The organism is Rothia koreensis, from assembly GCF_004136575.1.
Lineage (GTDB): Bacteria > Actinomycetota > Actinomycetes > Actinomycetales > Micrococcaceae > Rothia > Rothia koreensis.
Genome location: NZ_NOIQ01000006.1, coordinates 70,910 through 92,112 on the forward strand (window position 1 = coordinate 70,910; position 21,203 = coordinate 92,112).

The 21,203-nt window shown below is 65.3% G+C and carries 20 protein-coding genes and 1 tRNA gene; 7 read left to right on the forward strand and 14 right to left on the reverse strand.

Annotated features, from left to right (window positions below; translation table 11 throughout):
* The first annotated feature begins 116 nt into the window (after positions 1–116).
* Positions 117–965 carry a PhzF family phenazine biosynthesis protein gene (locus EWU68_RS06765; RefSeq protein WP_129315362.1) on the forward strand — a complete coding sequence of 283 codons (849 nt, stop codon included), beginning with the start codon at positions 117–119 and terminating at the stop codon, positions 963–965.
* 11 nt (positions 966–976) lie between these two features.
* Here EWU68_RS06765 and EWU68_RS06770 read toward each other — a convergent pair whose 3' ends face one another.
* Positions 977–1,993, reverse strand: a complete 1,017-nt coding sequence (locus tag EWU68_RS06770; RefSeq protein WP_129315363.1) for an NADP-dependent oxidoreductase — start codon at positions 1,991–1,993, stop codon at positions 977–979.
* Between the two features lie 77 nt (positions 1,994–2,070).
* Between EWU68_RS06770 and EWU68_RS06775 the strand changes: the two genes are divergently transcribed.
* Positions 2,071–3,759, forward strand: a complete 1,689-nt coding sequence (locus EWU68_RS06775) for an ABC-ATPase domain-containing protein (protein ID WP_129315364.1) — start codon at positions 2,071–2,073, stop codon at positions 3,757–3,759.
* A gap of 85 nt (positions 3,760–3,844) precedes the next feature.
* Positions 3,845–4,030 carry a PspC domain-containing protein gene (locus EWU68_RS06780; protein ID WP_129315365.1) on the forward strand — a complete coding sequence of 62 codons (186 nt, stop codon included), beginning with the start codon at positions 3,845–3,847 and terminating at the stop codon, positions 4,028–4,030.
* On the opposite strand, the gene EWU68_RS06785 is transcribed toward EWU68_RS06780, so the two are convergent.
* Positions 4,027–5,556: an FAD-dependent oxidoreductase gene (locus EWU68_RS06785; protein WP_129315366.1), complete on the reverse strand. Its 1,530-nt coding sequence runs from the start codon at positions 5,554–5,556 to the stop codon at positions 4,027–4,029. The two genes, EWU68_RS06780 and EWU68_RS06785, sit on opposite strands and share 4 nt — an antisense overlap.
* Positions 5,557–5,626: 70 nt before the next feature.
* On the opposite strand from EWU68_RS06785, the gene EWU68_RS06790 reads away from it, so the two are divergent.
* Both EWU68_RS06790 and EWU68_RS06795 read left to right on the forward strand, forming a co-directional pair.
* Entirely contained in the window at positions 5,627–6,199 is a 573-nt protein-coding gene (locus EWU68_RS06790; RefSeq protein ID WP_238692362.1) for a helix-turn-helix domain-containing protein, read from the forward strand.
* 1 nt (position 6,200) lies between these two features.
* Entirely contained in the window at positions 6,201–7,241 is a 1,041-nt protein-coding gene (locus EWU68_RS06795; protein WP_202976697.1) for an arsenic resistance protein, read from the forward strand.
* On the opposite strand, the gene EWU68_RS06800 is transcribed toward EWU68_RS06795, so the two are convergent.
* Entirely contained in the window at positions 7,238–8,644 is a 1,407-nt protein-coding gene (locus tag EWU68_RS06800) for an MFS transporter (RefSeq protein ID WP_129315369.1), read from the reverse strand. The two genes, EWU68_RS06795 and EWU68_RS06800, sit on opposite strands and share 4 nt — an antisense overlap.
* A 204-nt stretch (positions 8,645–8,848) precedes the next feature.
* Here EWU68_RS06800 and EWU68_RS06805 point away from each other — a divergent pair, with 204 nt between their 5' ends.
* The gene (locus EWU68_RS06805; RefSeq protein ID WP_129315407.1) at positions 8,849–9,418 is read left to right on the forward strand and encodes an RNA polymerase sigma factor; all 570 of its coding nucleotides are present in this window, start codon (positions 8,849–8,851) and stop codon (positions 9,416–9,418) included.
* On the forward strand, positions 9,415–10,020 hold the full coding sequence (locus EWU68_RS06810) for a methylated-DNA--[protein]-cysteine S-methyltransferase (RefSeq protein WP_129315370.1): 606 nt from the start codon (positions 9,415–9,417) through the stop codon (positions 10,018–10,020). Before EWU68_RS06805 ends, EWU68_RS06810 begins: the two co-directional genes overlap by 4 nt.
* Here EWU68_RS06810 and EWU68_RS06815 read toward each other — a convergent pair.
* From EWU68_RS06815 to EWU68_RS06865, 11 genes are all read right to left on the reverse strand, one after another.
* Positions 10,017–10,523 (reverse strand): SRPBCC family protein, encoded by a 507-nt coding sequence (locus EWU68_RS06815; protein ID WP_129315371.1) that lies wholly within the window; start codon positions 10,521–10,523, stop codon positions 10,017–10,019. The two genes, EWU68_RS06810 and EWU68_RS06815, sit on opposite strands and share 4 nt — an antisense overlap.
* Before the next feature lie 65 nt (positions 10,524–10,588).
* On the reverse strand, positions 10,589–12,430 hold the full coding sequence (gene recQ / locus EWU68_RS06820; RefSeq protein ID WP_129315372.1) for a DNA helicase RecQ: 1,842 nt from the start codon (positions 12,428–12,430) through the stop codon (positions 10,589–10,591).
* 68 nt (positions 12,431–12,498) lie between these two features.
* Positions 12,499–13,488 carry a serine hydrolase gene (locus tag EWU68_RS06825; protein ID WP_129315373.1) on the reverse strand — a complete coding sequence of 330 codons (990 nt, stop codon included), beginning with the start codon at positions 13,486–13,488 and terminating at the stop codon, positions 12,499–12,501.
* A 320-nt stretch (positions 13,489–13,808) separates the two neighbouring features.
* A tRNA-Pro gene (locus tag EWU68_RS06830) sits at positions 13,809–13,882 on the reverse strand.
* A gap of 74 nt (positions 13,883–13,956) precedes the next feature.
* Complete coding sequence (der, locus tag EWU68_RS06835; protein ID WP_129315374.1) at positions 13,957–15,519, reverse strand: ribosome biogenesis GTPase Der; 1,563 nt, start codon at positions 15,517–15,519, stop codon at positions 13,957–13,959.
* Positions 15,512–16,312 (reverse strand): (d)CMP kinase, encoded by an 801-nt coding sequence (gene cmk, locus EWU68_RS06840; protein ID WP_129315375.1) that lies wholly within the window; start codon positions 16,310–16,312, stop codon positions 15,512–15,514. Before cmk ends, der begins: the two co-directional genes overlap by 8 nt.
* A gap of 49 nt (positions 16,313–16,361) precedes the next feature.
* Positions 16,362–17,492 (reverse strand): prephenate dehydrogenase, encoded by a 1,131-nt coding sequence (locus tag EWU68_RS06845; RefSeq protein WP_129315376.1) that lies wholly within the window; start codon positions 17,490–17,492, stop codon positions 16,362–16,364.
* 2 nt (positions 17,493–17,494) lie between these two features.
* Positions 17,495–18,565: a pseudouridine synthase gene (locus EWU68_RS06850; RefSeq protein ID WP_129315377.1), complete on the reverse strand. Its 1,071-nt coding sequence runs from the start codon at positions 18,563–18,565 to the stop codon at positions 17,495–17,497.
* Between the two features lie 76 nt (positions 18,566–18,641).
* Entirely contained in the window at positions 18,642–19,337 is a 696-nt protein-coding gene (gene scpB / locus EWU68_RS06855) for an SMC-Scp complex subunit ScpB (protein WP_129315378.1), read from the reverse strand.
* Entirely contained in the window at positions 19,334–20,161 is an 828-nt protein-coding gene (locus EWU68_RS06860; RefSeq protein WP_238692363.1) for a segregation and condensation protein A, read from the reverse strand. The genes scpB and EWU68_RS06860 overlap by 4 nt, the downstream gene beginning before the upstream one ends.
* A 98-nt stretch (positions 20,162–20,259) precedes the next feature.
* Positions 20,260–21,123 carry a ParA family protein gene (locus EWU68_RS06865; RefSeq protein WP_238692364.1) on the reverse strand — a complete coding sequence of 288 codons (864 nt, stop codon included), beginning with the start codon at positions 21,121–21,123 and terminating at the stop codon, positions 20,260–20,262.
* Positions 21,124–21,203 lie beyond the last annotated feature (80 nt).

Sequence of the window (21,203 nt, forward strand, 5' to 3'; positions counted from 1 at the left end):
CCGGAGGGGTGAACCCACCGATCACTTCACGATACCGAGCGTATCGGATATGAGCCACCTCACCACAAGCACCGGGGTGCCTGGGCAACGGCTTCGGGCGAGAAGAGAGGAAAACTATGTCACGAGCATTCCGACAGGTCGACGTCTTCGCACCGGGACCGCAACCCGGAAACCCCGTTGCCGTGGTTCACGATGCCGACCGGCTCACGGACCAGCAGATGCAGACCTTCGCCCACTGGACCAATCTCTCGGAGACCACGTTTCTCTTGAGGCCGACGCAGCCCGGTGCCGACTACAGAGTTCGCATCTTCACTCCCCAGAGGGAACTGCCCTTCGCGGGCCATCCCACGCTCGGCACGGCCCACGCGTGGCTCGAAGCCGGCGGCCGGCCCGGCTCCGAGACCGAGCTCGTCCAGGAGACCGCCGCCGGACTGATCACGGTGCGCCGATCCGACGACGCGCTCTTCTTCGCGGCGCCGCCTCTGGTGCGGGACGAGCCCGCCGACGAGAGCACGCGAAGCACGGTTGCTCGGCTCCTCGATATCGACGTCGCCCGCATCGAAGCCATGCGCTGGATCGACAACGGCCCCGGGTGGGTCGGCGTCGTCCTTCCCTCGGCCGATGACGTGCTCGGCCTCCGACCGCGCATGAGCGAGATCGGAGAGAGCCAGTTCAAGATCGGCGTCGTGGGATTCTTCGACTCTCCCGATTCCCCCGCGGACGTGGAGGTGCGCGCCTTCGGCGCGGGTGACGGCAGTCAGGAAGATCCGGTCACGGGAAGCCTCAACGCGGGATTGGCGCAGTGGCTGATTCGTGAGGGACGAGCCCCCGCCACCTACGTGGCACGCCAGGGCACGGCCCTGGGTCGACGCGGCATGGTTCGCGTCGAGGCCGATCACGAGAACGTGTGGGTGGGAGGGGCCACCCGAACGATCATCCGAGGCTCGGTCGATGCGTTCGGGTAGCCCCACCGGCTTCAGTCCTGGATACGGACCACCATCTTGCCGGTATTGGCTCCCTGCATCATCGAGATGAAGGCGTCGGTCGCGTTGTCGAGGCCGTCGACGACGGTCTCGTCGTACCGGATCTTGCCCTCACGGATCCAGGCGCTCATCCGCTCCTGGAATTCGCCGGCGTACTCCATGTAGTCGCTGACGATGAACCCCTTGAAGCCCAGCGACTGCTTGACGAAATTCGCCATGTTGTCCGGGCCCGGGTCCGGTTCCGTGTTGTTGTACTGGCTGATCGCACCGCACAGCGCCGCCCGGCCGTAACGGTTCAGAACATCCAGGGCGGCCTCGAGGTGGTCGCCGCCGACATTGTCGAAGTAGACGTCGATGCCGTTCGGAGCTGCCTTGGGCAGCTGTTCCCGGATCGGTGCGTCCTTGTAGTTCAGCGCGACGTCGTACCCGTACTTCTGCACGAGCACGTCCGTCTTCTCCTTGCTCCCTGCCGAACCGATGACCTTCGACGCGCCGAGCAATTGGGCGATCTGGCCGACGGCCGAGCCCACGGCGCCGGCCGCGCCCGACACGAACACGACGTCGTCCTCCTGCATCTTCGCGACCCGGGTGAGCCCGACGTACGCCGTCAGACCCGTGAGCCCCAGCATGCCGAGGTACAAGGACGGTGCAACCCCGGGGATCTCCGGGACCTCGTTGAACTGTCCTGCCGGAGCCTGAGCGACGTCGCGCCAACCGAACTGGTGCAGCACGAGGGCGCCCTCGGACAGGTCGTCGCTGCGGGATTCCACGACCTTGCCGACCGCTCCGCCGGTCATGGTCTCGCCGACCTCGAACGGTGCGACGTAGCTCTTGGCCGCGGACATCCGACCGCGCATGTACGGGTCGACGGAGATGTACAGGTTCTGGACGCGAACCTCTCCCTCGGACAGGTCAGGAAGGTCGACCGACACGGTCTCGAAATTTTCTTCGGAGGGCCAGCCCTTGGGCCGGGACGCGAGTTGGATCTGCTTGCTGACTTGGGTAGTCATAAATCAATTCCTCTCCAGTGATTTCGTGACCGACTATACTTCCAAGCACCGATGTCCCCGATCCGAATTAGCTATCAATGAACCAAACCTCGCAGGATCTCAGGTCGTCTCTCCAGCGTCTCGACGGCAATGGGTACGGCGCCTACAAACGCATCAGAGGCACCTACGACTTCGGGACCTTCGACCTCGCGATCGACCATGTGCAGTCCGACCCGTACGCCCCGCCGTCCTCGGCCCGTGTGATTCTTCCGCTGAACGGGACGTCGTTGCCCGAACATCTGGAGAACGAGCCCGAGGAGCGCGTCGCCGCCGCGGACTTCATCGCACGTCATCTCACCAAGACTCTGTGCGGATGCTCCTACCGCGGCATCAATATCACCAAACCGGGCCAAGAGGTTCTCGAGCGGTCCAGCGTGGTGGTCCGGCCTGATTCGGTCGAGGTTCGCCTCTCGGTTTCTCTGCCGGCGGCGGGGCGCCGCATCAAAGGGCGGGCCGCGGCGCACCTTTTGACGGACGACCTGCCCGAACTCGTTCAGGGATCCGCACTGTTGGACGGTTTGGATCCCGAGGCCCTCGAGCGCCACATGGAGCTGTACACGGACCAGCTCGCGCTCCAGGCCGAGCTGAAGGAGCGCGGTCTCATATCCTTCGTGGGCGACGACGCCGTTCTTCCCCGCGCATCGGGCAACTCCGACGTGCCCCTTCGTGACGCCGTGGCCTTCCGCTCCCCCGACAGCATGCGAGTCGACTTCTCGCTGCCCAGCGGGCGGACGGTGTCCGGCATGGGCGTCCCCCGCGGGATCACGGTGATCGTGGGCGGCGGCTACCACGGAAAATCCACCCTGCTCAGGGCCATGGAACGCGGGGTGTACCCGCATATCGGTGGCGACGGCCGCGAGTGGGTCCTGACTGTGCCCGATGCGATGAGCATCCGTGCCGAAGACGGACGGGCCGTCACCGGCACGGACATCTCGCCTTTCATCTCGAACCTGCCGTCCGGCGCCGACACCTCTCATTTCACGACCACGAATGCCTCCGGCTCGACGTCGCAGGCCGCCAATCTGGCGGAATCCTTGGAAATCGGGACGTCGCTGCTCCTCATCGACGAAGACACCTCGGCCACCAACTTCATGATTCGCGACCCGGCGATGCGACAGCTCATCCCCTCGGGCTCCGAACCGATCACCCCCTTTGTCGAACGCATCCGCCCCCTGCTGGATGAACGGGATATTTCGACGATCCTGGTGGCCGGAGGCACGGGGGCCTTCTTCGGCATGGCAGACCACGTCATCGCCATGGACGCATACACGCCCTCGGAGGTCACCGACCGGGCCCATCGCATTGCAGCCGACGACGCCTCCGAGAACGCGGGCACCACGGAATCGGCCGACAGTGTCTTCGTCGGGTCCGACGAGAGAATCCCCACGGCCGGCGCCTTGGACCCATCGGACAAGAAAAAGAGCACCCGCGCCCGGGGGCTCGGGACGATTCAGGTAGGCCGGGAGGATATCGACGTCGCCTACCTTGCCCAGCTGGTCGATCCTTCACAGACCAGCGCGATCGCCCAGTGCATCGAGGCGGTTTCGCGGGAACTGGACGGACAGCTGGGCTTCGTGGACGCCGTGGAGCGTGTCTGGCGTCGAATTCGGAAGAACGGCCTGGACGATCTGACCGGCGGTGGCCGGCCCCGCGGTGACCTGGCAATGCCCCGTCCGCAGGAAATCCATGGGGCCATCAGCAGGTACAGGAAACTGAAGCTGCGTTGAGATCATGCGCGTGGAGCGGGCACTACCCACAAAGGTAGTGCCCGCTCCACTGCGTCCGTCCCCGTGAGCCCCTAGCGTGGGAACCATGGCACTCAAGAGATCACGCAATCACAAAGTCATCGCCGGCGTCTGCGGAGGCATCGCAGAGGCACTCGACTGGAGCCCGAACTGGGTCCGGTTCCTGTTCCTCCTGTCCTTCCTGATCCCCGGCCCACAGGCGATCTTCTACGTGGTGGCCTGGATCATCATCCCGAAGGAGAACAGAATCTAGGCCTTCTTCCGCAGCACGACCACGGCGTCCTCGAGAACCGCCGGATTCCCCTCGGGGTCGGCGGCCTCGCGCTTCCGGACCTCCTGGACCTCGGTCTCCCATTCGGGTCCGAGGTCCAGGGCCCGCACTTCCTCACCCAGATCGGGGAAGTCCGCGTCGTGATGATGTTCTGCCCACGGCGGAGGCGCCGCGTGGGACAGGAGGCATATCCGGCCGCCACGGACCACGGCACGGCTTGCCCGCCGAAGGACGGCCACGCGGTCCAATGCCACGGGTGATTGGAAGAAACTGCCCGTGACCAGGTCGAGGTCCTCCGATGGCGTCCACTGCTCGAGGTCCTCGGCCACAAACGCGGCGCGATCCTCGAGCTGCGCGTCCCGGGCCGCCCCACGTGCCCGGTCGACGGCCGTCTCGGAGATATCGATCCCCGTGGCCTTCCACCCGCGGGCGGCGAGCCACAGCACGTCGCCACCTTCGCCGCACCCGAGATCCACCGCGCGCCCGGGCTCGATCCCATCGAGCAGGTCGACGAGGGTCGCATTCGCGTTCCCCGACCAGATCCTGTCCTGGGACCGGTACCTGCTCTCCCAGAAGTCCTTCGCGGGCTCGGGAGCGGCGTCGTCGAAGTCCTGCCCGACCAGGTACATGTTCACCATGCCTCCGGTCGTCGATCCCGCGCCCATCGTTCCCGGAACCGTCAGCGCCGGATTGACGACATTGCCGATCGCCCAGAGCCCTGGGACCGAGGTGGCCCCGAACTCGTCCACGGACAGAAAGTTGCCCATGGGTCCGTCCGCTCGCTCCGGCCCCAGGGATTCGAGGAAATCGTCGTGCGGGCGGAAGGCTCCGCCGGCGAACAGGGCGTCGATGGGATACACGCCCTTCTCGGTGCGAACCTCCGTCAGGTCCTGCCCGGGACCGTCCACGCCGACCACCGGCTCAGGCACCAGGCGGACTCCCCGCGATTCGAGGCGCGCCTGGGTGACCGGGTCGACCCCGCCGATTCCGGAGGTGAAGACGGTCAGGTCCTCGGACCACTGCCGCAGCAACTCGGCCCGCATGATGTCGTGCGGGGCCGTGGCCAGCAGGCCGAGGCGCCGGTCGCCGAATTCCCAGCCGTGGCAGTAGGGGCAGTGCAGTACGCTGGTTCCCCACCGTTCGGCCAGCCCCGGGATCTCGGGCAGAACGTCGGTCAGGCCCGTCGCCACGACGACGGCGCGAGCGCCCCGTCGTTTCCCCTCGGTGTCCGTGAGTACGAAGTCGCGCCCGTCCCGGTCGACCCGCTCGACCCTGGCCTCGGCGAATTCGACGCCGTAGGCTGCGACCTCCTCTCGTCCCTCGCGCAACAGCTGTGCCGGGTCCTTTCCTTCGTGCCCGAGCACTCCGTGCATGTGGTCCGCGAACCGGTTCCGCGGCATCCCTTCGTCCAGGACGAGAGCCCGACGCCGCGAGCGCCCCAGCATCAGCGCGGTGCTGAGCCCTGCGGACCCGCCGCCAACAACAATGACATCCCATGTGTTTTCCATGATCTCGACGCTAGACCTGAGAACTCAGATATGGCAAACTGTTTTGCTGAAATGGCAAGGAGTGATTTCTGTGGACGAACAGTTGTCCAAGGTGGGCCCACGACTGCGGGCGGCACGGCAACGGCTGGGATGGACCCTGGATGAGCTGGCGGATCGCGCAGGCTTGTCCGTGAGCACGCTGTCCAGGCTCGAGTCCGGCAAGCGACAATCGAGCCTCGAATTGTTGCTGCCCCTGACCCGGCAGCTCGGCATCGGGATCGACGAGCTCGTCCGCGCGGACACCCCGGACCCGCGGGTTCGTCGTCGCGCATACCGTCGTAACGGGACGCTCATCGCGCCCCTGAGCCCGGAGGCTTCGCCCGTCAACGCATTCAAGATGACCTACCCACCGCAGAGCACGTTGTCCGAACCGGGAGTGCACCCTGGGTTCGACTGGGTGTATGTGCTGTCGGGAACCCTGCGGCTGCGACTCGGGGACGACGAGCTCACGCTCCACCCCGGCGAAGCGGCCGAATTCGACACCACCACCCCGCACAGCATGTGCGCTGCCGGGCCCCAGGCAGCCGAGGTCATCAGCATCTTCAACCGGGACGGTGCACGCTTTCACACCCACGGGGCGGATGGGTTCCCGGATGACGACTAGGGTGTCTTCGTTCCGAAACCGGATGGAAAAGTACCAGGTCTGGGCATACCTGCTCGCCATTGCGATCGGCCTCGGTCTCGGCCTGTGTCTTCCCGGCTCCCGGCCATTCGCCGAGGCGCTGATATGGCCCGGGCTCGCCCTCCTGATGTATGCGACGTTCTCTCAGGTATCCCTGACCGAGATTCCGCACGCGGTCCGGGACGGTCGGTTCCTGGCGGCGGCGCTGGTCGGCAACTTTCTTCTGATCCCGTTGGCGGCGTGGGGACTGCTCCACTGGGCGCCGGACTCTCCCGCCGCCCGTCTGGGCCTTCTCCTGACATTGGTGGCGCCCTGCACGGATTGGTTCATCACTTTCACCCACCTGGGTCGCGGGGATTCCGTCCGTGCCACGGCTCTGGCGCCCCTGAACATGCTCATTCAGCTGCCGCTCGTACCCTTGTACATCAGCCTGTTCGGCCGCGATTCCGCCGGACCGATCCTGACTGCCGGCGCCGTGATCCCGGCCGCCGCCGTCATCCTGGTTCCGTTGGCGACGGTCGCGGGCACTGAGGTTCTGATGTCGCGGGTCTCCCGCGCGGAGGGCCCCGAACGTTCGCACGGGCACCGAGGGCGACGCTCCGTGGCCCTCGGCCGGCGTGCCGCTCTGTGGCATGAGAAGCTCGGCGTCCTGCCCGTACCGCTCCTCGCCGCGGTCATCCTGTGCGTGATGACATCGCACGCGGGCGAGGTCGTGGCGTCGCTGGAGCTGTTGCCGCAGGTCGGACGCGTGTGCGTGGCCTACCTGGTGGTTGCCCTGGTCCTGGCCAAGGCCATGGCCAGCGCCCTGCACATGACGAAGGAGCCCTCACGCACCCTGGCTTTCACCTTCGGTACGCGGAACTCCTTCGTCGTTCTGCCCCTCGCGCTCGCTCTTCCCGCCGGGTGGGGCCTGGCGGCCGTCGTCGTGATCTTGCAGTCGATCATCGAGTTGCTCGGGATGATCGTTTTCCTGTGGTTCGTTCCCCGGATCCTCTTTCCGGGCGACGACGTCGCGGCCGGTTAGCGCGCCGCCCCGGCCACGGGCTCGAAGACCGGAACCTTGCCCGTCTCCGGGACATCGGTTCCGCGCAGGGACGCGCCCTTGGTCTCCTTCATGAACAGGGACGCGACGAAGCCAATCAGGCAGGCACCCATCATGTAATAGGCCGGGACCAGGTCGTTGCCCGTCGCACCGATCAGGGCCTCGTTGACCATGGGCGAGGTACCGCCGAAGATCATCGTCGAGACGTTGTAGGAGATGGCAAAGCCGGCGTAGCGCACCGGGGCGGGGAACATGGCCGGGAACGTCGCCGAAATGGTGCTGAGCTGAGGAATGTAGAGCAGGCCCAGCACCGCGAAGCCGATCAGCGCGAACCAGAACCCCTGGGCCATGAGCATGTACATCGGCACGGCCAGCACGAACAAGGCGATCATCGAGGTGAACCACATCGGTTTGCGGCCGATCTTGTCCGAGAGCGCTCCGCCGAGGGGCATCACGAGCATCATGGCGAACTGGGCGATGAACATGACCGTCAGGGTCGTGGAGCTCTCCATGCCGACCGAGCTCTCCAAATAGGTGGGCATGTAGGTCAACAACGTGTAGTTGACGACGTTGACTGCCACGACGAGACCGAACACGATCGACATCTGACGGAAGTGGCCGGTGAACAGGTCCCTGAGTCCGCCGCCCATGGAGCTTTCCCTCTGCGTGTCCTCGAGCTCCTCGAAGATCGGCGATTCGGAGAGTTTGGACCTCAGGTACCAACCGATCAGGCCGAGGGGACCCGCGACGAGGAACGGAACGCGCCATCCCCATTCCATCATCGTGTCGTTGCCGAGCGTGAGCTCACCGATCAGCACGATCAGCGAGCCGAAGGCGAAACCTCCGAGAGTCCCGAATTCGAGGAAGCTTCCGTAGAATCCGCGACGCTTGTCCGGGGCGTACTCGGCCATGAAGGTCGCAGCACCCCCGTATTCGCCGCCGGAGGAGAAGCCCTGGATGACACGCAGGACGGCCAGCGTGATCGGTGCGAAGACTCCGATGGTATTCACATCGGGGATCAGGCCGATGCAGAAGGTCGCCCCCGCCATGAGCACGATCGTCATGGCCAGCACGCCCTTGCGCCCGAGCTTGTCGCCGATCGGCCCCCAGATTATGCCACCAATGGGTCGCATGATGAACGAGAGGGCGAGCAGGGACAGCGTCCAGAGCTGCCCGTTTCCCCCAGGGAAGAAGTGATGCGTCAGGTAGGCGGTGGACACCGCGTAGAGACCGTAATCGAACCACTCCGTGGCGTTGCCGATCGCCGATGCTCCCACGGCCTTCCGAACCGTCTTCAGGTCCGGTTCCACCGGGGCGGGCGCGGTCGAGGGGTCGCTGACGCTGGTACGACTCGCGTGAATATGGTTCTTCGATTCCTGTGCCATAGTTGGCCAATGCCTCGCTGTAGACCCAACCGCACTCATGCGGCGTACTTTGTCCCGACTGACGCTAGAGGGAGGGTCTGTGACAGTCAACACGAATACGGGCCCTCGGAACCGGTATTCCGCGGTATAGATGGGAAGTAGGCTGATGAAATTAATTTTGGGACGACACCTCACTTCCGCGCGGTGAGACGCGACTGCCTCATGATGGATCAGAAAATTCCGTTCGAGACGATTGTTCGGCGCCACGGCCCCACGGTGTGGCGGGTGTGCCGCGCCGTCCTGGGCCCCGGCCAGGACGCGGAGGACGCCTGGGCCGAGACGTTTATGGCGGCCCTGACCGTCTGGGAGGGGCTTCCGCCCGAGACCAACGTCGAGGCGTGGCTCGTCCGTGTCGCACGGAACAAGGCCGTCGACGTCGTCCGCTCCTCGGCGCGGCGCGCGGCGCCGACCGCTTCCCCGCCCGAATCCACCACGCACGACGACGCGGGACCACGGACCGGAATCGATCCCGCGGACGCCGCCGTGACGCGGGAGCGCGAGGACATGCTGTGGGTCGCCGTCGATGCGTTGCCCGAGCGGCAACGACTTGCGGTGGCCTATCACCACCTCGGCGGGCTGCCCCACGAAGAGGTCGCCGGCATCATCGGAGGCACACCGGCGGCGGTGAGGAGAGCGTCGTCGGACGGAATGCGGGCCCTGCGCCACCGACTCGGCGCATCGGGCAAGGCAGACGATCCCCTGGATCTCGACGCGAACACGGGAGGCACATCATGACATCCCCAGAGGAACTCACCCCGGACACGTTCCCGGTGAATGATCAGACCATGAAGGCACTGCATCGGCGTCTGGAGCGACGAGCCCCGGAAGACGGCGTCGTCGACATTTCCTACAGGACTCTTGAGACCCCTCTCGGTCGGTTGATGCTCGCCGCCACGAACAACGGGCTGCTCCGCGTGGCATTCGAGAACGAAGGGTTCGACGCCGTCCTGAATACCCTTGCCGACAGCGTGAGCCCACGCATCCTGGAGGCGCCTGCGGCGTTGGATGCCCCGGCACGGGAGATCGACGAGTACTTCGGGGGCCGACGTCGGAGCTTCGACCTGCGCCTGGACCGGACGCTGTCCCACGGGTTCCGGGGTGAGGTGCACGAATTCCTCCCCCGGATTGGGTACGGAGAGACCCTCAGTTACAAGGATCTCGCCGAAAGGGTCGGGAATCCTCGCGCGGTCCGGGCCGTCGGTTCGGCCTGCGCGACCAACCCGCTGCCGGTCGTCGTCCCCTGCCACAGGGTCCTGCGAACCGACGGAGCCTTGGGAGGATATGTGGGCGGGCTCGAGGCCAAGTCGACACTTCTGGAGCTGGAAGCCTCGGCCTAGGAGAACCGCTCCTGGAGATTCCGAACCGTTACTGCAATCTTCTCAGGATCGACCACCGGGAATCCTTTGGCCTCGAGGACCTTGGGATCCGTGATGTCCGACCAGTCGCAGTAGTTGGTCACTGACGTGCCGCCCTCGGCCGTCTCGAAGAGCCACCCCCATCGCCATCCCTGCGGGTCGTTGCCGTAATCCGCGACCAACCATTCGATGCCGTCGTCACCGATCCGCGTCACGGTGTTCTCGACCTGGTACTTCGTGGTGCCGTCGGTCCAGAGCATGTCCATGACGAAGACTTGGCCCTCGCTGTCCAGGGCTCCCTGCACGGCCTCGCCCTCGGACCCGGGGTCCGCGCTGGCCGCCCGAATCATTCCGGATCCGTCCACAGCGGCCTGGTTGCGCGGGTCCCGCAAGTATTCGTACAGGGCGTGGGGCGACGCCGCCACGAATCCGGACGCCGACACGGATTTTTCTGCGGTGTGAGTCTGTGCCTGTGGTTCGTTCATTCCCCCATCGTTGCAGTCAGTCCATGGGGCGTCCAGAGCGATCGCGGGAATGCGCGTGGGTGCGGTCAGGCCTCCCGGACCACGGACAGCACGGCTTCTCCGTAGTGTTCGAGCTTTTTCTCGCCGATCCCGCTCACCGCGCCCAATTCGGCGAGGCTGGACGGTGCCAAACGGGCGATCTCGATCAGCGTCGCGTCCGGGAAGACCACGTAGGCCGGCACTTGCTGCGCCTTGGCCTGGCCGGTCCGCCACGTCCGCAGGCTGTCGAAGACGGCCTTGTGCGCGTCGTCCAGCTCCGCCGAAGCCAGCGACGCACCGCTCGCTTTCCTGCCCCGACTCTTCTTGGTCACCGGGCGATCCGGGGCAGACCGCAGCATCAAGGTTTCTTCGCCGCGGAGAATCGGCCCGGCCGCGGGCGTCAGGACCAGGGCGCCGAACTCCCCCGTCGTCGAGATGATGCCCCTGGCCAGAATTTGCCGGACGACGGCGCGCCAGGAAACCTCGCTCATGTCGGCGCCGATCCCCCACACGGTCAGTTCATCGTGCCGGTACTGCGTGGACCGATCGTTCTCCTTGCCACGGAGTATGTCGATGATCTGTCCGGCCCCGAACCGTTGTCCGCGTTCGCGGTCCAGCCTCACGATGGCGGAGAGCAGCTTCTGGACAGGGACGGTCGCGTCCCACGAGGCGGGCGGGTTCAGGCAGGTGTCGCAATTCCCGCAGGGTTCGATCTCCTGGCCGAAATAGCGAAGGATCTGCACGCGGCGACAGTCGGTGGTCTCGCACAGGGCCAGCATCGCGTCGAGGTGGCGTCGCTGTATCCACCGGAAGTCTTCACTGCCCTCGGAGTCGTCGATCATGCGACGCAACTGGACGACATCCTGGAGCCCGTACGCCAACCAGGCGGTCGCCGGGAGGCCGTCGCGTCCGGCGCGGCCCGTCTCCTGGTAGTAACCCTCGATCGACTTGGGGAGGTCCAGGTGGGCCACGAATCTGACGTCAGGCTTGTCGATGCCCATGCCGAAGGCGATGGTCGCGACCACCACAACCCCGTCCTCCCGCAGAAACCGGCGCTGCCCTTCGGCACGCTCCGATTCGCTCAGCCCGGCGTGGTACGCGACGGCGTCGACCCCCTGTTTCCGCAACCAGGTGGCGGTCTGCTCGACGCGTTTCCTGGAGAGGCAGTAGACGATCCCGGCGTCGCCGTCGTGCTCGGTGCGGATCAGGTCGAACAATTGTTGGCGGGCGTTGTTCTTCTCGGTGATGCGGTATTGGATATTGGGGCGGTCGAAGCTCGAGACGAAGTGTCGCGCACCGTCGAGCTCCAGGTTCTGGGTCAGCTCGCGGTGGGTTGCCTCGGTCGCCGTCGCGGTCAGGGCTATACGCGGGACCCGGGGAAAACGACCGGCCAGCACGCTGAGGCCGAGGTAGTCCTTGCGGAAGTCGTGGCCCCACTGGGCCACGCAGTGCGCTTCGTCGATGGCGAAGAGCCCGATACGCACCCTGTCCAGGAGGTCCAGCGTTCGGGCCTGCACCAGACGTTCGGGGGCCAGGTACACGAGGTCGTATTCGTTGTTGACCAGCCCCTGTTCTACTGCCCGAACCTCTTCCGGCCCCAAGGTCGAGTTGAGGCAGGCGGCCCTGACACCGACCGCTTCCAAGGCATCGACTTGGTCCTGCATGAGCGCGATCAGAGGCGAGATGACGATTCCGACGCCTTCCCGGACGATCGCGGGGATCTGATAGCACAGCGACTTGCCACCGCCTGTAGGCATGAGCACGACGGCGTCGCCACCTCGGGTCACATGGTCGATGATCTCGGCCTGGTCTCCGCGAAAGTGCTCGTACCCGAAGGTAGTACGAAGGACATCCTGGGGCGTGGTGGGCGTTTCTGGTCCGGGGTTCACCCGTCCACGGTATCGGTTCTGGCACGCGACCGGGCGCGGGCCTGTGGATATATGCCCTTCCGAGCCCGTCACAGCGCGTCGAAGTAGGTTTTGACCGCCTGGTTGGCGATTTTCTGGCCCTCTTCGAAGGATTCGAATCCTACCGAGACCACGGCGACGGAGTAGGCGGCGTCGTCCGTGAAGACCGCTCCCATGGACGTGATGTTCCAGGTTCCGTCGTCGTTGGGAAGCCAGCCATTCTTGACCTCGACGGTACGCACCTGTTTGTTGCCGGCACGCCCGTTCTTCATGGACCCGACGCCCCAGCCCTGGGATTCGTCCTCAGGCGACATGAGGGATCTCAGGTACGCCATGTCGTCCGGGTGAACCCAGTCGACGCCGTCAACCAGCCCGCGGGCCACCTGCACCTGGTCTGCCGAACAGGTGGTGTTGTCACCCCATGTCTTGGCGGAACGCGTGTACTGGACGCCCAATCTGGTGTAGGTCAGATTGATGGCGTTGGCAGAGAGTGCTTCGCGGTCGTTTTGGCTGGACGAAATGGTGTCCGACGGGTTGTCCGCCAACGAACTGAACAGCTCGGCGGTGGCTTCATTGTCGGATTGTTCCACCGAGCGGCGGATCAGTTCTCGCTGGTCGTCGTCGATCTTGCCGCCGTGCTCCGCCGCCTGCCTCATCACGGACAGCGCGATCGGCACCTTGACCACGCTGGCCTCGTAGCTCTCCGTGTCGCCGTGGTCGTCGAATTCCTTCTGTCGCGAGTGATCGAACACGGACAGGCCGATTTTGGCCGAGTACTCCGTGCGGAGGGCATCCAGGGTGATCTTGGGGTCACGTCTGTCACCGTTGGTGCCGGAAATATCGCCCGAACATGCCGCGAGCAGCCCAGTCGCGGCCGCTCCCCCGGCCAGCCCCAGGAACGATCTGCGGGACAGTTCCCCGGCAGGGGTCATTCCGATGCCACGGTGCCCGTGCATCGGAGAGGCGTTGTCCGCCTCGCGCTGCTCGCCGCGGGATTTCCCCGCGTTGTCGGCGATGCCGTCTCGCCTGTGTGGAAACATAACCTTCCACGATACGTCTCTTGCCGGTACTTCTCGATGCCTCGGATGCTTTTGCGCCATGTCCTTGGGCACAGGACACGATGACGTGAACAACGACGCCGGCGGATTCGCTCGTTCGCCGACTCGTCGAGCCGAGGCGGCAGTGAGGTGGCATTTTCGGGCGCCTGAGCCCGCGAGGTGGCAGTTTTGGGACGAAAATCCGGGTTTTTTGTCCCAAAATTGCCACCTCGCGGGTCACCCCAGAGACACCTCGCGGGTCACCCCGGACACAAAAAAGCCCCGGATCACCAACACACGGTTGGCAATCCGGGGCAGTTCCGTCGGGTTGACAGGATTTGAACCTGCGACCCCATCACCCCCAGTGATGTGCGCTACCAAGCTGCGCCACAACCCGAAACCTTGCTCGGACAACGCCCGAGCACTCGATCAATAGTACAGGATCCGGCGCCCGAACGCACATCCGAGAGACTAGCGGCGTCGACCGCCCTTGCCGTCGCGGGAGGCCGATCGACGCTCGCGCACACGCATCGATATTTCGAGCGGGGTCCCCTCGAAATCGAAGGTCTCACGCAGTCGCCGGATGATGAACCTCCGGTACCCGGGGTCCAGGAATCCGGTCGTGAACAGCACGAACTTCGGCGGGCGGGAAGAAACCTGTGTACCGAAGAGAATCCGCGGCTGCTTGCCTCCTCGCAGCGGGTGCGGGTGCGCGGCCACGATCTCCCCCAGGAACGCGTTCAGGCGGCCCGTCGGAATACGCGAATCCCACGCATCGAGAGACCTCAACAGGGCCGGGACCATCTTGTCCTTGTGCCATCCGGTCTTTGCCGAAATATTGACCCTGGGTGCCCACGAGACATGGGACAGGTCCCGGTCGATCTCGCGCTCGAGCTCATCACGACGGTCCTCGTCCAGGGTGTCCCACTTGTTGAAGACCAGGACCATGGCCCGACCGGAGTCGATCGCGAGCTGGAGGATACGGACGTCCTGCTCCGAGAGCGGCTCGGAGACGTCCAAGAGCACCAGCGCAACCTCCGAACGCTCCAACGCGGTCTGCGTCCGCAGGGATGCATAGAACTCCGCGCCCTTGGCCATGTGCTGACGACGTCGGATCCCCGCCGTGTCCACGAACCGGAAGGGCTGCCCGCCCAATTCGATCAGTTCGTCCACCGGGTCACGGGTCGTGCCCGCGATGTCGTTGACGACGGCTCGGTCCTCCCCCGCCAGCTTGTTGAGCAACGACGACTTGCCCACGTTCGGTCGGCCGATGATCGCGACGCGTCGGGGCCCTTCGAACAGCTCGGGCTCGGCGTACTGCGAGTGCTCCGGCATGACCTTGAGCAACTCGTCGAGAAGGTCGGCGATGCCGCGACCGTGAACACCGGAAACCGGGTGGGGTTCGCCCAACCCGAGGCTCCACAGGGCGGCGGCTTCGGGCTCTTGGTACGAATCGTCGATCTTGTTGGCTGCCAGGAGCAGGGGCTTCTTGACGCGACGGAGCATCTGGACGATCGCTTCGTCCATCGTCGTGATGCCCACGAGGGCGTCGACCACCAGCACGACGACGTCCGCGTGCGCGACCGCAATTTCCGCCTGCGCCGCGACCTGGGCGTCGATGCCCTTCGCATCGGACTCCCACCCGCCGGTGTCCACCAGCGTGAAGTGCTTGCCGTTCCATTCGGCCTTGTAGGACACGCGGTCGCGGGTGACGCCGGGCTTGTCCTCGACCACGGCTTCGCGCCGACCGAGGATTCTGTTGATCACCGTGGATTTGCCCACGTTCGGCCGGCCGACGACGGCCACGACGGGATCGGGCTCGTCGGTGGGCTCGGAGCCGATATCGAATCCCCAGTCGACCAGCAGTTCCCGGTCTTCGTCCTCGAGTTCGTACTCGTCGAGCCCCGCGCGAAGCGCCTCCGCACGTTTCTCGGCCTCTTCGTCGTCGAGATTCGCCAGGTGCTCCTCGACCTGGTCGTCGGCGTCGGCGCCGCCCAAGTACTTTTCCTGGTACTCGTCGAAATTCTCAGTCATTGTCGTTGCTCTTGTCGCTCTCTCCATGGTGCTGGGCGGTCGTCGTCCGAATGACGTCGATGACCGCCTGCACCGTCTGGTCGAAGTCCAGCTCGGTCGAGTCCACCAAGGTGACCCCGTCGGCTGCTTCGGTGAAATTGTTGACCTTGGAATCCGCGGCGTCGCGCTGGGCGACCTCGAGCTTCAGCCGGTCCTCGTCCCCGGTCGCTCCGATCTGCTCCCCGCGGCGCTTCATGCGCGCCTCCTCGCTGGCGGTCAGCAGGATCCTCACGGAGGCGTCCGGGGCGACGACGGTCGTGATATCCCGTCCCTCCGCCACGATCCTGCGCCCGTTGGACACGATCTCCATGCGCTGCCGACCGATGAGGGCATCGCGCGCCTTCTGGTTCTTGGCCACCGCCGACACGTTCTCGGTGACCCGGGCTTCCCGGATGGCTTCGCGGATGTCGATGCCGCCGACCATGATGGTTTCGACGATCGGATCGGTGCCCATCTGGAGCTGGAAGTCGTTGGCCGCCGAGGCGACGGCGTCTTCGTCGTCCAGATCCACGCTCGCCTCGAGGCACCACCAGGTCAGGGCCCGATACATCGCTCCCGTGTCCAGGTACGCGAGCCCCAGGCGGTTGGCGACCTCCCGTGAAACCGAGGACTTGCCCGATCCGGAGGGGCCGTCCACGGCCACGACCAGCTCGGTCCGCCATGCTTCGGTCTGGTCCTCGTGCTTGAACTGGGAGGCGGCCGGTTCTGCGGGCACTGCCGCTTCCTCGAGGGCCTCCTGATTGTCCTGGCTCATGGTGTCCTCCAACTCGTCGTTGCCGGCCCGTGGCCGGGCGCTGCAGTGTCTATTCTGCGATTTTCCAACCGCGCTCCGTCAGCTCGTGGACCAGGCCGTCGCGGGCCGTGGGGACCACGGATATCTCGACCATACCGACCGGTTGGCCCTGGGAGTGCTCCATCCGCATGTCTTCGACGTTCACGCCGATCTCTCCGACCTCCGCGAGGAGGCGAGCGATCTGGCCCGGGGTGTCGTCCACGAGCACCGTGAGCGCGGAGAATGCCTTGGGCGCGCCGCCGTGTTTGCCGGGGATCCGCGCGACGCCGTCGTTGCCTTCCGTCATCAACTCCGCGATGTCCAGGCGGGCGCCGTCGGCCGTGGGCCGCTCGAGGGTCGCGATGAGCCGGTTCAGGTCCTCGCGAACCCCGTACAGGGTCTCGACCACGGGCCGGGCATTCGCGGACAGGATCTGGACCCACAGGCCCGGGTCCGATGCCGCGATGCGCGTGGTATCCCGGAGCCCCTGGCCGGCGAGGCTCAAGGACTCGAGCGGTGTTTCGCGCAGACGGGACGCCAACAGCGACGACATGACCTGCGGGACGTGTGAGATCAGGGCGACCGTCGCGTCATGCTCCTGGACGTCCATGGTGGCCACGTTCGCGCCCAGGTCCGTGGCCAGCCCTCGGGCCAGACGCACCGTTTCGGGGGCGACGTCGTCGTGTTCGCAGATCACCCACGGGCGGGACATGAACAACTCGCCGCGCGCCGCGACCGGCCCGGACTTCTCCCGACCCGACATGGGGTGGGTACCGATGTATCTGCTGAGATCCGCCCCGGTCTCGCGCAGAGCCAGAAGGACCGGTTCCTTGACGGAAGCGATGTCCACGACCGCGGCCTGCGGGTAGTCCTCGAGTGCCTGGGCCACGGTATGCGCCGCAACATCCGGAGGGGTCGCGACGACGACCAATTGCGGATCGATGTCGGCTCGCGCGCTCTCCGGCCCGACCTGTTCGACCAGGCGGGCCAATGACCGACCGGCCCCGATGTCCGCGGCGACGGCTTCGGTGGTCGGAGAGATGTCGGAAACCCACGTCTCCACACCCTGCACGGACAGGCCGAGCCCCACGGAGGCGCCCAGGAGTCCGGAACCGATGACCAGCACCGGCCCTGAAACCGTGGCAGCAGAATTCCGATGCATCGTCACAGACCCACCGAGGACAGCAGGGCACCGATTTCGACCTTCGACAGGTTGCGAACCGTCCCTTGCTTCTGGGATCCGATCCGTACCGGTCCCATCTCGGTGCGCACGAGTTTCTCCACGGGGTGACCGACCGCGTCGAAGAGCCGGCGAACAATACGGTTCTTGCCAGAATGGATCGTGACCTCAACCAGGAGGTGGCCCGGCGTCGAATCGACGAGCCGGAACTCGTCCACCCGTGCGACGCCGTCCTCGAGGCGAATCCCCTTCTTCATTTCCAGACCGACGCCGTTTTCCATGGGCCCGCGAACCTGGACCAGGTATTTCTTCGGCACCTCGTAGGAGGGGTGGGTCAGTCGATTGGCGAGTTCGCCGTCGTTGGTCAGCAGGAGCAACCCTTCGGTCGCGACGTCGAGACGGCCGACGTGAAAGATTCTTTCCTTGCGCTGCGGATTCAGGTAATCCGAGATGCACGAACGGCCCTCGGGGTCCTCCATGGTCGCGATGACGCCCTCGGGCTTGTTGAAGGCGTAGTAGACCTTGGAATCGTCCGTCTGGATGGTCACGCCGTCCACCTGAATGTGGGCCTTGCTCGGGTCGACTCGCACACCGAGCTCGGTGACGACCTCGTCGTCGACCATCACTCGGCCCTCGGAGATCATCATTTCGCACACACGACGCGAGGCGACGCCGGCCTGCGCCATGAGTTTCTGCAGACGGACGCCGTCACGGTCGTAGACGTCCAGCCGGTCGGCCGGTTCGGCGCGCGGGCGCCGGGGACGGTGCGGTCCCTTGTATTCGTGGTCGGGACGGTATTCGCCGCGTTCCCGGGCGAAGATCTTCCCGGCCTGCCCCTTCTTGGGCTTGAACTTCTTGGCGTCGGACTTGTTGGCGCCCGATTTCACGGACGGCTTCTGTGACCGTCCCGGGGCTCCGGGGCGCCCCGTACCCTTGAAATCCTTGTTGTTCTTGGACGCACCACCGCGCGCAGAGGGTTTCCCCTGCGCTCCTCGCGAGGTTCCGCGCGAGGAATTCTTGCCGGTGTTCTGACGTCCCGTCGATCTGTTGGCCATGATGTGTTCTTTCGGTGGTGTTGATCCAATTCTTCGGTGTGCGGCAACCGTGCCGGGTTCGGCACGGCTCCGCCGATCAGCCGCCCTGGAGGCGCTGTTCGTATTCGCCGATGTCTTCCACATCGGGAAGGTACGGCGAAATCTTGGGGAGTTCGTCCAAGGACTCCAACCCCATTTTCTCGAGAAACAACGGTGTCGTCACGTAGAGAATCGAACCGGATTCCCCCGGTTCGTCGTCTTCCGTGACAAGCCCCCTGGTCTTGAGGGTCCGCACGACGCCGTCCACGGTGACCCCGCGGATGGACGAAACTCGTGCTCGGGAAACGGGCTGGCGGTACGCGATGACCGCGAGGGTTTCCAGTGCGGCTTGCGACAACTTCGAGGTCTGGCCCTCGAGGATGAAACGTGAGACCCACGGCGCAAACTCCGTCCGCGCGTACAGTCGCCACCCTCCGCCGACGCGACGCAGTTCCATGCCCCGCGGCTCTCGGGGTCCCCGGCCGTCCGAGGAGTCCTCATCCGCGACGCCGTCGTTCGCGAAGGATCCAGTATACCCGTCATAATCCCTGGCCAGTTCATCGAGGGCACGTTCGACTCGGGACACGGGCACCAGCAGGGCTTCGGCCAGCTCGAATTCGTTGACCGCGGTCTCCGTGACCATCAGGATCGCCTCGACGGCTGCTTTGACACCGCCAGGCACCAGATCCACGCGGCCCGGTTCCGGCTTCTCCGGGGACGTCGTCTCCTGGTCGGGGTCCGTGGTCTCGCTCATTCTCCGTCCTCCCCCACGTAGTCGTCGTCGGCCAGACGCGCCGCCGTCCAGCCCTCCTCCGTGCCGACCCAGCGCACCGACAGTTCTTCCAGGGGACCTTCCTGGGCGAACCCGACGACGCGGTCCCGGTACATCTCGAGCAGGGCGAGAAAGCGGACGACGACGACCAGCATGTCCTCTGCATCCGATACCAATCGTGTGAACGTCGCGGGTGTTCCGTCCATGATGAGCGCTGCGATGTGTTCGGCCTCGTCGCGCACGGTCACTCGAGCCCCGTGCAGGTGGTCCAGACCGACTTCGGTCGATTCCTCGCGTTTGGGCCGCATCGCGTTCTCCGCGATCTCGGCCAGTCGTTGAGGGCTGGTGGTGACGATGAGCTCGGGGAGCAGATTCGCGAATTCGGGTTGCAGACCGCCCGGCCGGGGGAACCTGCTGTTCTCGGCCTCCATGCGATCCGCGAGAACGTGTGCGACGTCCTTGAATGCCTTGTACTGCAGGAGCCGCGCGAAGAGAAGATCGCGTGCCTCGAGCATCGCGATGTCTTCCTCGTCCTCGACCTCTCCCGCGGGCAGGAGACGAGCGGCCTTGAGGTCCAGGAGGGTCGCGGCGATCACCAGGAACTCGCTCGCTTCGTCCAGGGCCTTCTCCAGGCCCGTGTCGCGCAGCGCCCGAACGTATGCGATGAATTCGTCCGTCACGGCCGCCAGCGCGACCTCCGTGATGTCCATTTCCCGCTTGGAAATCATCGAGAGCAGGACCTCGAAGGGCCCCGCAAAATTCTCCAGGGACACCGCGAACCCGGTGCCCGCAGACTCTGCGGGCACCGGGTCCTGGGCGACGGCCTCGTCCGTGCCCAGGGATCCCGACCGCTTGTCGTCCGGAACGAGTTCCGGGTCGGTGGGAATCCCCTCAGCGGTCGGTCTCAGCGAGATCCTCCTCGGCTGATGAGCTCCTTGGCCAGCTCTCGGTAGGCGACCGAGCCGGTGTGCGTGGGCGCATAGCTGAGGATCGGCTCGGCGGAGACCGTCGCGTCCGGGAACTTGACCGTGCGCTTGATCACGGTGTCGAAGACCTTGTCCCCGAACGCGTCGATAATGCGCGCGATGACTTCCTTGGAGTGGAGTGTTCGCGAGTCGAACATGGTGGCCAGGACGCCGTCGATCTTCAGGTCCGGGTTGAGCCTGTCCTGGACCTTTTCGATCGAGTCAACGAGCAGAGCAACCGCACGCAGGGCGAAGAACTCACAGATCAGAGGAATGATGACGCCGTCCGCCGCGGTCAGGGCGTTGACCGTCAGGAGACCGAGCGAGGGCTGGCAGTCGATCAGGATGACGTCGTAGTCGTCCTTGAGCTTCCGGAGAGCACCGGAGAGCACCTGTTCGCGAGCCACCTCGTTGACCAACTGCACTTCGGCTGCAGACAGATCGATATTGGCCGGCAGAAGATCCATGTTCTCGAATTCGGTGCGACGAACAGCCTCGTGGACCTCGACCTTGCGGTCCATCATCACGTTGTAGACCGTCGTGTCCAGTTCGTGGGGGTTGACGCCGAATCCTGCCGAAAGGGCACCCTGCGGATCGAAATCGACCATGAGAACGCGTCGGCCCAATTCGGCGAGCGCCGCACCGAGATTGATGGTCGAGGTCGTCTTGCCGACGCCGCCCTTCTGATTGACCATTGCGATCACCCGTGCCGGCCCGTGGGAGTCCAAGACGGCCGGTTCCGGGAACTGCCGGAGGGGACGCCCGGTGGGGCCGAGTTCTGGTTCGGAGTTCTGAGTACTCACGCACACCCTTTTCAGATCGTTGGGCACATATGACTGCCCTTAACCCTACAACCCGCCATCCCTCAGATACGGATCGAGGT

Excerpts from the sequence above, each read along its gene's own strand:
- EWU68_RS06765 (WP_129315362.1), top strand. The coding sequence starts at position 117 with ATGTCACGAGCATTCCGACAGGTCGACGTCTTCGCACCGGGACCGCAA.
- EWU68_RS06770 (WP_129315363.1), bottom strand. The coding sequence starts at position 1,993 with ATGACTACCCAAGTCAGCAAGCAGATCCAACTCGCGTCCCGGCCCAAG.
- EWU68_RS06775 (WP_129315364.1), top strand. The coding sequence starts at position 2,071 with ATGAACCAAACCTCGCAGGATCTCAGGTCGTCTCTCCAGCGTCTCGAC.
- EWU68_RS06780 (WP_129315365.1), top strand. The coding sequence starts at position 3,845 with ATGGCACTCAAGAGATCACGCAATCACAAAGTCATCGCCGGCGTCTGC.
- EWU68_RS06785 (WP_129315366.1), bottom strand. The coding sequence starts at position 5,556 with ATGGAAAACACATGGGATGTCATTGTTGTTGGCGGCGGGTCCGCAGGG.
- EWU68_RS06800 (WP_129315369.1), bottom strand. The coding sequence starts at position 8,644 with ATGGCACAGGAATCGAAGAACCATATTCACGCGAGTCGTACCAGCGTC.
- EWU68_RS06805 (WP_129315407.1), top strand. The coding sequence starts at position 8,849 with ATGGATCAGAAAATTCCGTTCGAGACGATTGTTCGGCGCCACGGCCCC.
- EWU68_RS06810 (WP_129315370.1), top strand. The coding sequence starts at position 9,415 with ATGACATCCCCAGAGGAACTCACCCCGGACACGTTCCCGGTGAATGAT.
- EWU68_RS06815 (WP_129315371.1), bottom strand. The coding sequence starts at position 10,523 with ATGAACGAACCACAGGCACAGACTCACACCGCAGAAAAATCCGTGTCG.
- EWU68_RS06825 (WP_129315373.1), bottom strand. The coding sequence starts at position 13,488 with ATGTTTCCACACAGGCGAGACGGCATCGCCGACAACGCGGGGAAATCC.
- der (WP_129315374.1), bottom strand. The coding sequence starts at position 15,519 with ATGACTGAGAATTTCGACGAGTACCAGGAAAAGTACTTGGGCGGCGCC.
- cmk (WP_129315375.1), bottom strand. The coding sequence starts at position 16,312 with ATGAGCCAGGACAATCAGGAGGCCCTCGAGGAAGCGGCAGTGCCCGCA.
- EWU68_RS06845 (WP_129315376.1), bottom strand. The coding sequence starts at position 17,492 with ATGCATCGGAATTCTGCTGCCACGGTTTCAGGGCCGGTGCTGGTCATC.
- EWU68_RS06850 (WP_129315377.1), bottom strand. The coding sequence starts at position 18,565 with ATGGCCAACAGATCGACGGGACGTCAGAACACCGGCAAGAATTCCTCG.
- scpB (WP_129315378.1), bottom strand. The coding sequence starts at position 19,337 with ATGAGCGAGACCACGGACCCCGACCAGGAGACGACGTCCCCGGAGAAG.